11 protein-coding genes and 1 tRNA gene are annotated in these 12,438 nt (G+C 38.0%); 2 read left to right on the forward strand and 10 right to left on the reverse strand.

Going from position 1 to position 12,438, the window contains the following annotated elements; genetic code table 11:
• Positions 1-27: 27 nt before the first annotated feature.
• On the forward strand, positions 28-1,128 hold the full coding sequence (hisC, locus tag IPMB12_RS08185) for a histidinol-phosphate transaminase (protein ID WP_166916688.1): 1,101 nt from the start codon (positions 28-30) through the stop codon (positions 1,126-1,128).
• A gap of 106 nt (positions 1,129-1,234) precedes the next feature.
• On the opposite strand, the gene IPMB12_RS08190 is transcribed toward hisC, so the two are convergent.
• From IPMB12_RS08190 to IPMB12_RS08215, 6 genes are all read right to left on the reverse strand, one after another.
• A complete protein-coding gene (locus IPMB12_RS08190) occupies positions 1,235-1,909 on the reverse strand; it encodes a helix-turn-helix transcriptional regulator (protein WP_166916690.1) in 675 nt (224 codons plus the stop codon).
• Positions 1,910-1,980: 71 nt separating this feature from the next.
• Entirely contained in the window at positions 1,981-2,361 is a 381-nt protein-coding gene (locus IPMB12_RS08195) for a VOC family protein (protein ID WP_166916692.1), read from the reverse strand.
• 129 nt (positions 2,362-2,490) lie between these two features.
• Positions 2,491-3,039, reverse strand: a complete 549-nt coding sequence (locus tag IPMB12_RS08200; RefSeq protein ID WP_166916694.1) for an MltR family transcriptional regulator — start codon at positions 3,037-3,039, stop codon at positions 2,491-2,493.
• Between the two features lie 17 nt (positions 3,040-3,056).
• A complete protein-coding gene (locus tag IPMB12_RS08205) occupies positions 3,057-4,232 on the reverse strand; it encodes a mannitol-1-phosphate 5-dehydrogenase (protein WP_166916696.1) in 1,176 nt (391 codons plus the stop codon).
• 101 nt (positions 4,233-4,333) lie between these two features.
• The gene (locus IPMB12_RS08210; RefSeq protein ID WP_166916698.1) at positions 4,334-6,193 is read right to left on the reverse strand and encodes a PTS mannitol transporter subunit IICBA; all 1,860 of its coding nucleotides are present in this window, start codon (positions 6,191-6,193) and stop codon (positions 4,334-4,336) included.
• Between the two features lie 271 nt (positions 6,194-6,464).
• Positions 6,465-6,812 carry a DUF4156 domain-containing protein gene (locus IPMB12_RS08215; protein WP_166916700.1) on the reverse strand — a complete coding sequence of 116 codons (348 nt, stop codon included), beginning with the start codon at positions 6,810-6,812 and terminating at the stop codon, positions 6,465-6,467.
• 227 nt (positions 6,813-7,039) lie between these two features.
• Between IPMB12_RS08215 and IPMB12_RS08220 the strand changes: the two genes are divergently transcribed.
• Positions 7,040-7,116 (forward strand) — tRNA-Ile (locus IPMB12_RS08220).
• Positions 7,117-7,123: 7 nt separating this feature from the next.
• Here the strand turns inward: IPMB12_RS08220 and IPMB12_RS08225 are convergent.
• The 4 genes from IPMB12_RS08225 to IPMB12_RS08240 form a co-directional block, all read right to left on the reverse strand.
• Complete coding sequence (locus IPMB12_RS08225; RefSeq protein WP_166916702.1) at positions 7,124-7,963, reverse strand: PHP domain-containing protein; 840 nt, start codon at positions 7,961-7,963, stop codon at positions 7,124-7,126.
• 56 nt (positions 7,964-8,019) lie between these two features.
• Complete coding sequence (locus IPMB12_RS08230) at positions 8,020-9,882, reverse strand: beta-glucoside-specific PTS transporter subunit IIABC (protein WP_166916703.1); 1,863 nt, start codon at positions 9,880-9,882, stop codon at positions 8,020-8,022.
• Between the two features lie 137 nt (positions 9,883-10,019).
• Positions 10,020-10,859 carry a BglG family transcription antiterminator LicT gene (gene licT / locus IPMB12_RS08235; RefSeq protein ID WP_166916705.1) on the reverse strand — a complete coding sequence of 280 codons (840 nt, stop codon included), beginning with the start codon at positions 10,857-10,859 and terminating at the stop codon, positions 10,020-10,022.
• Positions 10,860-11,115: 256 nt separating this feature from the next.
• The gene (locus IPMB12_RS08240) at positions 11,116-12,312 is read right to left on the reverse strand and encodes a toxin-antitoxin system YwqK family antitoxin (protein ID WP_166916707.1); all 1,197 of its coding nucleotides are present in this window, start codon (positions 12,310-12,312) and stop codon (positions 11,116-11,118) included.
• Positions 12,313-12,438 lie beyond the last annotated feature (126 nt).

Here is a 12,438-nt window from a genome sequence, read left to right on the forward strand (position 1 = left end):
TAAAATAGAAAATAAAAAGGAACAGTTATGAGTTGTGATTATTTAAGCAGGGCGAATAAAGGAATTAGTAAACTTCAACCTTATCAGGCAGGTAAGCCAATTGAAGAACTGGAGCGTGAGTTAGGTATTAAAGATATTATTAAGCTGGCATCGAATGAAAATCCACTCGGTTTTCCGGCTAGTGCCAAGCAGGCAATCACTAAACATCTTGATGAGCTCACTTTCTATCCTGATGCTAACGGATTTAGTCTGAAAAAAGCCATCTCTGAAAAATTTAAAGTAAAGCAGGAACAAATTACACTTGGTAATGGTTCTAATGACTTAATTGAACTCATTGCCAGAACGTTTGTTCATGATGAAGATGAAGTAATTTTTGCTCAGTACGCTTTTATTGTCTATCCGCTGGTGACTCAGGCGCTAAATGCTAAAGCGGTAGTTGTTCCGGCTAAAAACTGGGGCCATGATTTACCGGCTATGCTTGCTGCAATTACTGATAAAACTAAGCTGGTTGTGGTAGCGAATCCAAATAATCCAACCGGAACATTCCTTGAATCAGCTGAACTTGAACAGTTTATTAAACAGGTACCGGAAAATGTACTGGTAGTTTTGGATGAAGCCTATACTGAGTTCACACCAGTCAGTCGCCGTGCACCGTCACTACAATGGGTTGATAAGTACCCAAATCTGATTGTGTGCCGGACTTTCTCTAAAGCCTATGGACTTGCCGGACTGCGTATTGGTTATGCGGTTTCTTCTCCGGAAATTATGGGGATTTTAAATCGTGTGCGTCAGCCATTTAACTGTAATAGTTTAGCACTTGTCGCAGCCGAAGCTGTTTTGGCTGATGATGCTTATCTGGCTAAGGCTTATGAGAATAACTTAGCGGGCCTAAAACTGATTACTGAGTTTTGTGAGCAGGAGAAACTGCCATATATTCCATCAATGGGCAATTTTATTACCATTGATTTTGGTAAACCGGCACAACCTATTTATCAGCAATTATTGCAGAAAGGTGTTATCGTCAGACCAATTGCGGGTTATGGCATGCCAAACCATTTACGTATCAGTATTGGTCTGCCTGAGCAAAACCAGCGTTTAATCAATGGGTTAAAAGAAATTTTAAATTAATTTCTTCAATAAAATCAATGAGTTATAAATATGGTGTTTTCAATTTGGAAACACCTTTTTTCTTTGCTAAAACAATAAGTTAAACTGGTACCCGTTAGAATGTAACTTAGACGATTACAGAGGCCAGATAGGTTTCCAGTCTTTGTTCTTTTTCCAGCTTAAATGTCTCATCCAGTAGTGTATATTCCAGAATACGGTCTAAACGAAAGTGGCGGAAATCGTTACGCGTTGTACACCAGCCAACCATCGTCCAGCGGTCACTCCAGAAGAAGACTCCTAAAGGATAGATCTTGCGTCTTTCCGCTACTACGTCTTGTGGTTTTTGATAATCGATAGAGATCACCTGATGCTGAATAATGGCCTGATTGATTAAATCGATCATTGCACCATAATGCAGACGATTAAAACTTGGTGCGTAGAGCTTAATTTTATTGATATCTTCCTGCAGTTTTTTAGGCAAGGCACTATTAAGTTTTGAGAGCGCTCTGTCAGCATTGGTTTTCATTTTACCGCCTAAAGCTGCCACCATTCTGGCACCCAGTACCAGAGTCGTTAGTTCATCTAAATCAAACATTAACGGAGGAAGATCATAATCTTTACGCAGAACATAACCAACACCGGCCTCACCATCAATAGGCACGCCGGTACTCATTAAGTCCTGAATATCACGATAGACAGTTCTTTCTGAAATTTCCAGTTTTTCAGCCAGCCATTTAGCCGTTGTCAGACGACGGGTTCTTAAAAACTGAATTATCTGAAAGAGTCGGTCAGCACGGCGCATAGTTATCCTCGGTATACTTAAATGTTGGTAAAAGCTCAGAACAATGATAATCGTTCAGAGCTTTTCTAGTATTAAGGAACTGGTGACCAGAGTCCAATGGTATTTTCCTCACTGTCAGTAAACAGGGCGATATAACCATTCCCGCCAATTTCCATACATGGCATTACTGTTTTACCGCCTAATTGTTCTATTTTTGCCAGCGTTGTCTTAATTGAATCTGCAGGTAAGTAAATAACGATAGAACCAGAGCCCGACTGACATGATTTATAACATTCACCAGCAACAAGAGCACCACCAGTTTGTCCTTCCGGATAAGGGAAAATGGCCATAGACATATCATTCATTTGTTCAATATTAAATTGCACATTAAAAGCAGCTTCATAGAATTTTACGGCACGATCAAAATCACGAACAACAATTTCAAACCATTCAATTGGACGACGAACTTGCATAAGATTTTCCTTTTCATTTTGTTAATTAAAAATAATGTCATTAGGGTAAATGAGTGATTTACTTTGTGTTATCTCATTTACTGTGACTATCATAACGCAGTGCTCCTGACAGCATTATGTCAGTAGTGTTTAAGGAAAATAATTATGTTTTTGTTTTTCGCTGATACGCAGGGTTAAGTCGGTGATAGCAATGATCAGTGCAGAACGAATCATTTGCTCGTAACGGTGGCTATACATGGATGATTTCATTGAATCGACAATACCAACTTCACTCGTAGCTGTGCGGGTAATTGGCAGGTTAGGGGGTAAGACCATATCGTGCAGTAGACTGATTGGGCCTAAAATCTCATCATCTGTATAAGTATATAATGTCTCGTCATTTTCCAGCTCATCAAGAATTGCCATGAGCAGTTCAATATCTTCATACTCTTCACGGCTGATAATACCTAAGGCATACAGTAACTTTAGACGAACAGAGAGATCGTTAAGTGGGCCTTTATGCCCAATTAAAGAGGGAATAACAAATTTAATTGCGTGACGTTCTTTACGAAAGACTTTCATGATCAGCTTATTGACACTTTTGCCAATCAAATCAATGGCTGTAATCAAAAGCCCATGGATGTCAGGCTTTTGATTAAGCTGTTCTAAAATATAATCTTCGTGTTGTGTATCTGACATTAAATTTGTCACTAATATTAAAACTGCTTATTTTGCATCGAATGATAGATCTGCGCAACCCTACTTACTACAGGATTACTTTTCCCTAAAACAGAAGCTTCTAAACCTGAAACTTCACATAATGCTGCTTCAACCCCTGATTTAGTGATCTTTTCTGCCAGCTCAATAGCTTGTTCATCTTCCTGATTACGATAATTAAGCGCGGCAGCAATACCAATAAGTAAGTTATCATTCGCAGTATGATATTCAAAGGTGCCAAGTAATGGTTTGATCAGACGATCACCAGAACTCAGTTTACGGATTGGCTGACGACCAACACGCGCTGTATCATCATGCAGATAAGGGTTTTCAAAACGAGACAGAATTTTATCAATGTAAGCTGCATGTTTTTTTGCATCAAAATTATAACGTTTGATGAGGACAGCGCCACTTTCTTCCATCGCTTGACGAACGATGGCTCTGATTTTGTCATTTAAAATCGCGTCACGAATAGTTTCTACACCAAAATAAAAACCTAGGTAAGCCGTGATGGCGTGCCCGGTATTTAGAGTGAACAGTTTTCTCTCAACAAAAGCCATCAGGTTATCAACGACTTCCATACCCTTAATTGCTGGTACTGGGCCATTAAACTGGTTTTTATCAACAATCCATTCTGAGAATGTTTCCACAGTTACTTCTAAAATGTCACCGGTTTTAGAGGTGGCCGGCGGAACGATGCGGTCAACAGCTGAATCAACAAATCCAACGTGTTGGTTGACCCAAACGTGATAATTTTCTGGTAACGCTTTAAAGATATACTCTTTAAACTGACTGGTTCCACGTACCATATTTTCACAAGCGATAATATTAAGTGGGGAAGTATTCTGATCATTACAACGCTGGACTAAACCCTGCGCAACGCTACCGGCGATGCGAGCTAAGATTTGTGGACCAACTGCGGTAGTTATCAAATCAACCTGAGCAATTTGTTTAAAGACGTCATCTGACAGACTACTAATCGCATCAACATTTTTTACTGTTTCAGTTACGGCATATTCACCAACTACATTAACGGGATATTCGTGACGTGTTGCAATAGCATCGACGACTTGTTGATTAACATCAGCAAAAGTAACATGGATACCTGCATCAGAAAGTAATTTACCGATAAATCCTCGTCCGATATTTCCTGCACCAAAATGTAACGCTTTCATAATGACACCTTATTGATTATCTCTGTTAAGAGATTTTAAAACAGTGAAAGGGTAAGTTTTACCTTACCCTTATTTACTAAATTACTATCGTCAGTTCCTGCTTAAGATAAAATAGCCAGAACTTCGTCAATATTTTTTGTTGAGACCAGTTTCTCTATCACTGCACTATCGTCAAGGGCATTGGTTAGTTTAGCGATAACCTGAATGTGTTCGTTATTACGTGCTGCAATACCAATCACGATTTTGGCCTGATCTTCCGGACTGTCACTAAATGGCACACCAGCCGGATATTGACAGAATACGATACCTGTTTTTAGCACTTTATCTTTTGCTTCAATCGTTCCGTGAGGAACCGCAATAGATTCACCTAAATAGGTTGATGTGAGTTTTTCTCTTTCAAGCATAGCATCAATATATTCAGGCTCAACGTAGCCTCCTTCAACCAGTTTTTGACCGGCAAAACGGATCGCTTCTTCTTTATTGCTGGCACTAAGGCCTAGGAAGATATTGCTAGCTGATAATTTGAATACATTATTTACTGGGGCATTTTCTTCAATTGGTCTTGATGCACTGGTGCTTTGTGCTTTTTTCAGCCTATCAACCAGTTCACTATACAGGTTGCTGTCTAAGAAGTTAGTCAGTGAAATATGGTGAGCATTTGGAGCATATTGTCTTGCTCGCAGCGTTAAGTCTTGATGGGTAATCACAATATCAGCATCAGCCGGGATACTATTAATCGCTAAGTTATTGACGATAATATTTAAGCCCGCATCGTGAACTTTTTTGCGTAACACGCCAGCACCCATTGCGCTTGAACCCATGCCAGCATCACAAGCTACAATGATTTTTCTGACATTAGCAAGATCAAAGTTTTGGACACCTTTTGATTCGTTTTTCATGTCAGTCACATTAGATTGTGCTTCTTCCAGTGTTTTTTCTGCATTTTTAGAACTTTTCAGTAAGATTGCAGAGACGACAAACGATACTGCAGTCGCCGCAACAACAGAGGTAATCACACCAACATAAGAACCCTTAGCCATCCCAAGAACAGCGATGATAGAACCTGGTGATGCTGGAGCTGTTAAGCCGGCATTGAACAGAGTTAACGTGAATACACCAGTCATACCACCAAGAATAACCGCAATGATTAAACGTGGGTTCATTAGTACATACGGGAAGTAAATTTCGTGAATACCACCAAAGAAGTGGATAATTGCCGCACCACTGGCTGAACCTTTAGCGGAACCTTTACCAAAGAACATATAAGCCAATAATAAACCAAGACCAGGGCCCGGGTTTGCTTCGATTAAGAAGAAAATAGATTTACCGGTAGTGACTGCTTCTTGTACGCCAAGTGGAGTAAAGACACCGTGGTTGATTGCGTTATTTAGGAACAGGATTTTTGCTGGTTCAACCAGAATTGATGTTAATGGCAGAAGGTTATTCTGAACCATGAAATTAACACCAGAAGCCAGAACATTCGATGCACTAACGACAAATGGCCCAATAGCATAGAACGCCAGCAGAGCAAGTAACATACCGATGATACCGGCTGAGAAGTTATTGACTAACATCTCAAAACCGCTTTTGATTTTACCATCAACAGCTTTATCGAATTGTTTAATGACCCAGCCGCCTAAAGGACCAACGATCATCGCACCTAAGAACATCGGGATACTTGCACCAACAACTACCCCCATGGTTGTAATAGCACCAACAACAGCACCACGTTCACCATAAACAAGTTTACCACCGGTGTAACCAATTAAAAGTGGTAATAAATAAGAGATCATTGGACCAACAAAAGCGTCTGCTAACGTTTTATTTGGTAACCAGCCTGTCTCAATGAAAAGAGCAGTAATAAATCCCCAGGCAATAAAGGCACCAATATTTGGCATCACCATATTACTTAGGAATCGCCCGAAATTTTGCACTTTCAGTTTAACGTTTGATGTAGACATAATGAATTCCATTGCAGTTGATAACATGGTCATTGTATGGTTATGTCTAAAATTAAATCATTACAATTTATGGTTAAATGTGATCTATATCACTGTTGAAAATTTATGTTTGTTTTAAAAATGTGATTTATATCACAAATATCTGGGTGTTATAGTGAAAAAGTGTCAGCAGTGATCGTTTTTTCAGCATTTTTATTGAAGAGAAAATATTATCAGATAAAAAAATAGTGCCTTAATTAGCACTATTTTTATTAAAAGATTTGTCTAATGACTACTGGCATTTATACACATCACCCGCCATAACAGCATCAGTTGGTGCTATGTCTGAAATAACTTTCATGGAGGCATCTTGCGCATTATGAATTACGTTACCCCCCATTTGTGCTGCCTGGTTTCTTAAATCAATTGCAGCGTCACGCATTAACTGGCTGTGAGTTTTAGTTCCGGAGAAGAAACTACCGCGAGTTCCTTCGGCTCTTCCTAAGAATTGGCAGCTTTCAGATGGTTTTTCATCAACGAACTGAACATTAGCACCAGCAGAAGATAGGGTATATTGAGATGAAGAACATGCTGTCAGAGCAAGTACAGCAGAAACTAAAAGAATTTTCTTAATAGACATAAAATTTCCTTATAACAAGAGAAGGAGACTAATCAATGAATAGGTACAATATAATAGATTAAGCTGAGTTACGCTATTAAAAACTACAATTTCCCCGCAAATTAGCACCTAGTGAATGCTGATAATCTACTCATTCAGCCCTGATTTGAACAGGATTTTCACTTTTTATCCGATATTATCTGGAAAATTTACTCTAACTCTATTATAATTCCTGCCCTCACCACAATGGCCCCTTAGCTCAGTTGGTTAGAGCAGTCGACTCATAATCGATTGGTCACTGGTTCAAGTCCAGTAGGGGCCACCATTTAGATTTAACTGGTATAAACCTTAATATTCCCAGCTTTAGCTAGTTCTTCAAGCTGCTCCTGAGTCAAACCAAAATCCCCAAACTTAAGCAATGCCGGATCATGAAAATCACTACCACCACTTTTTAACAGCTGATATTTTTCCGCATACATTTGAGTTTTTTCATAATCAATCGGTTTCATTTTTGAATGGCTAATTTCTAAGCCTTTCAGACCAAAACCGACATATTTTTCGATCTCGTCATAATTATCATAGACACAAGGGTGAGCTAAGATGGGTACTCCGCCATCAGCAATGATACTGGCAATACCTTCAGCAACAGGAATATACCCCATCTTTAAGTCAGTCTCTTTACTGGTTTTGGATGCAAAGAGTTCTTTATATCTCTCTTTGGTCATTTCCTGCGGATATTTTTCTTTTAAGGCCTGAAAGATATTCATTTTAAAAACGATATTATATTTAGAGAATTTTTTGGCATCCTCATAGCAAATATCATAGCCATGCTGATGTAATTCTAAAATGAGTTCCCGGTGATACTGATCCCGACAAGCAAGAGTATGCGAACAGAGTCTATCGACATTTGGTGTTTCAAGGTTGAGTCCAAGCCCGACAATATGGACTTTCTTAAACACATCAAAATCATAGCAGCTCATCTCTACACCTTTGATGATGTTCAGTCCCAGCCTTTTCCCTTCTTTAAATATTTCCGGATAGTGATTAGTGGTGTCGTGATCGGTAATGGCCAGTGTTTTGAGACCTTTACTCCTGGCATTTTCCAGCACATCAGTAATTTCACATACACCATCACTATGATTGGTGTGTATGTGTAAATCAGCATAAATCATTGTGTAAACCTCTATTATTTGCCCATCCAACAAGAGTAGTCAGATGGGCGAAACATCTAAAATACTGTCATAAGTACTACATTTTTATCAACAGCGTGTTGTTCTGTTTTGATGATATCCAGATAATCATTGCTATTAGTAATAATGATCATCGTTGTTATGTCATAACCTTCACGTTTTAGGGCCTCTAAGTCAAACTCAATTAACGTTTCGCCTTGTTTGATTCTCTGGCCTTTTTCTACTTTGGTTGTGAAGTATTTACCATCAAGTCCAACAGTATCAATACCAACATGAATAAGCATTTCAATATCATTATCCAACTTTAAGCCGATGGCGTGCCCTGAAGTAAATGTTGCTGCTACAATCCCATTACCCGGTGCTGTGACAAGGCCTGTTTCCGGAATGACGGCAATCCCACTTCCCATAATGCCGGAAGCAAAAGTCTCATCATTTACTTTATCTAAAGGGATAACCTGACCCGCTAAAGGCGCGGTTAGTTTTACCGGATTACCTTTATGAGTAACTGGTGAGGATTCATTATTTGTACTATTTTCAGTGGCTAAGTTTTCACTGACCGGATCATCAAAACCTATAATAAACGTAGCAATAAAGGTCACAATACTGGCGATAATAAGTGTGATAATGGCATTAACAATTTGATTGTCAACATCAGACACCCACATCGGCAGGCTCAAAAGTCCAGGAGTTGCATAAACGAAGGCTTTTAGTTTCATGACTCCGGCAAAAACACCCGCTACACCACCACCAACCATACAGGCGTACATGGGTTTTTTCAGTCTTAAGTTAACACCATACATGGCCGGTTCTGTGATACCGCCAAAGAAAGCGGTAATACTGGCAGAAAAGGCTAATTGTTTAAGTTCTTTATTTTTTGATTTAATAGATACCGCTAAAGCGGCCGCAGCTTGTGACATGTTAGAGCAAAGGGCAATAACACGAATAATTGGGTCATAGCCTTTTTGTTGTACCAGCATAACCGTAATTGGGCTTAGGGCTTTATGTAGTCCAACAGAAACTAACCAAGGGTAAAGCATAACAAGGATTGGAATGGCGATAAAGCCAGTATGTTCTTGTAAGAACAAGACTGAATCAGCTACCAGTTGAGCTAAATAACTGGCAACAGGGCCCACTGCAATTAAAGCTATTGGCGTAGTGATCAGAACCACTAAAAGTGGTGCAAGGAAGACTTTTACCATATCAGGCACAATTTTATACACAAACTTCTCAATGTAAGACATCGCCCAGACAGTCAGTAGTGCTGGAATCAGTTGTGATGAGTACTTAACCAGCTCTACTGGCATGGCAAAAAAGTGTACCGGGTTGCCAAGTTTGACGAGTGCGTCCCAGCTAGGGTGGAGCATAGTTAAACAGACAAAGGCTGCTAAATACTGATTACAGTTAAACATTTTAGCAGCGGAAAAACCGATAAAGACTGGCAGGAAGTAGAAACCGGTATCAAAGATAAAGTTTAAAATATAGTAGGTTTGGTGAGTTTTATCTAAAATGCCAAGCATATTTAGTACGATGAGTAACACTTTCCCCATCCCAGCACCAGCCAGTATTGGAATCACTGGGGCGATAGAACCGGTTATTGTCGATAGTACTTTATTGACGATAGATTGCTTAGTGCCTTCTGATTTAGATGAACCTTCAATTTTGATATGTTTAACGATTTCGTTATACACTTTATCCACGTCATTACCAATCACTAATTGGTATTGTCCACCTTTTTTTACTACCGATAAGATTTTTTTGTTTTCTGTTGCAGCTTGATCGTTCACTTTGCTTTCATCATGCAGAGTAAAGCGTAAGCGGGTTGAACAATGGACGAGGGATTTTATATTTTTTTCACCACCAACAATGTTGATGATCTCATTTGCAAATTCTTGGTAATTCATGTTGCCACCTTTGATTTAGGATTAAATAATCAAGGTTTAGCCAACTTAATGTTACTATCCAGCGATGAATTTAATAATATTATTCAATAATTTTAATCAGTTATTTTATTATGTACTCTTTTTATATTTTGTGTCTGTTATTTTCCCTCCGTAATTTTAGCGATATGAATACTTAGATATAATATTTCATCGTTATCTAAGTGATATTGGTACTTTTCTTCAATATATTGTTTTATTTTTAAACTGCACAAATACGGCCTGACATACTTTTCTTTGATCATGTCTAATAACTCATTTTTGAGTAAATTGTTATTACTTTCACTTTGTGAGAATAAACGGATAGCAAAGAACTTTAAATGAGTCACAAAACGGTAATAAGACAGCGACTCAAGGTCATATTCAATATTAAAATGATACTTCACAATATTGGTAATATTTTGAATAAAATTAGTGACTTCGTAGGTTTGATGAATATCATCGTTGGTTCTTGCACTCACAATATGCAGGGCGATAAAACCCGCTTCATCTTCCTGCATTTTGATGTGGTAAGTCTCCTCAATGAGCTTTAAGCCATATAAGCCAATCTCAAACTCTTCTTTGTAGAAATTTTTGATTTCCCACAATAGTTTATTATTGAGCGTAATTCCTTCTTTATATCGTTCAATACTGGCCCGAATGTGATCAATAATTGAGATATATACTGTCTCATGCAGCTCTAAAGATATTTTCTGTTTTGCGTATTGGATAATGTTATCAGTCAGTTCGATACACTCTAGAGGCACATCACTAAATAAATCGAGAATTTTTTGTGGGTATTCCATAGAACTGACCACAAATTTTTTAGTAATTTGTTTAGGATCGATATCATCACCGATTTTTTTAGCATAAGCGATACCGCTGCCCATAACGATAATTTCTTTATCATTGGCATCGAGTGATAACACAACGCTATTATTCAATATCTTTTTTATTTTCATATTATTAGCGCCCTAAAATGAAAAAACCTATTTCCGGATAGTGGTCTATCCGGAAATAGGTTTTGTGTAGTAAGCCAAGTACTATTACAATCCTGTTATGGTCGTAACGTAACAATAAAAATCTATAGAGTCAATATCAATGAATGTGAATTGATAGGCAAGTCACAAATCTGAGTGAGCAGTTTCTTAGTTTTTCTTTTTCTCTATCAGCATCTTTATCTTTTCAAATTAATAACGATAAGCTCTTTGGTGATAATTAGTTTTTAACTGGTTCAATAACAATAAATTGCCCATCTTTTATTTGATATTGCTCTTTTTGGTACACTTCCGGTTGTGGGTCAACATTCATTATTGTGACTTCCTGACCGTTTATTATCTCAGTACGGAAAATAGTGCGAATGTAGTGGGTGATATCGATTGTTTTATTATCGATAGTGAACTGCGAGTACCTTTCAATATCTTCAAAAGCAAACTGGCTACTTAGTAGCAGGGAGTCAATAATATCATATCTGGATTGATCATAACTATTGAGCTGAATATTAAGCAGGACGATATCAGAATCATCATCACGGTTGTAAGCAATGAGCTCATATAAATAATCATCAATTTTAAATGTACCAAGAGTTAAATAGCGTAAATTCTCAGTAACAAACTCACTGCCAAAATGGGTTCCTTTGACTGGTGTTGCTATCTCTTGTTGTTTAAAGCGATTCAACATATTTTGGTATTCAGAGGGTAAATAAAACTCGTAGATCTCTGATTTTTGAACAGAGTATTTTGAAAACTGGTCAGAGGTAATTGGGAGATTAAAGTCAGGGATATCAATATGACTATTAACTGTAAGCTGACCGTTAGTATAAGATTCTTCAAAAATGATATTACCAATTTTACTCAGCGCAGATCCATCAAGCCTTCCCTTGTTATAATGCTCATAGCTAAAATTACCATCTAAAAAGTAGGTTTTCCATTCCCCTTGTTTTAAGCCGTTTTGAAAAGATCCTTCATTGGTAACATCACCAAATTGATTATATTGTCGATAGGGACCATCTCTGCCATCTTCCAGATAAAACAGTTGGTTACTGGCATCTTCAACGGTTAATACAGTAAAAGGATCGGTCATTTTACTGTCGATTATTCCTGTATAAGGATCGTAAGAGGCAGATAAAAGCTCTCCGGTTTTTTCATCACGAATGACATTTTGTAAATGAGTAGCTGGCTCGGTATAAAAATCCTGAATCAGGATTTTATTATTTTCTGTGATACCTAAGAAAACTCGCTGACACCAGGTTCCACTTTGGGAACAAAAACCATCCCGGATAACCTCTTTAGGTTGCCACTGTGCCTGTGCTGTTAACTGTTCATTAGTTTTATAGACCGGATCTTTAGCACCGGCTAAATGAGAGGTGAGTAAAGTCAGTGCAAATAGTGTCGAAATTACAGGTGTTTTTTGCATATCGTTAAAAGTTTCTCAAAAGTTTTATCATGATTTTAGGTACTCTTTAAAGCAAATAATATAAGAAGATATTTATTCTGACAAGAATGGGGCTGGAGTGTGATTCTATATTAATAAAAAAGAATA

Origin of the sequence: Zophobihabitans entericus, from assembly GCF_011745665.1 — a bacterium.
GTDB lineage: Bacteria > Pseudomonadota > Gammaproteobacteria > Enterobacterales > Orbaceae > Zophobihabitans > Zophobihabitans entericus.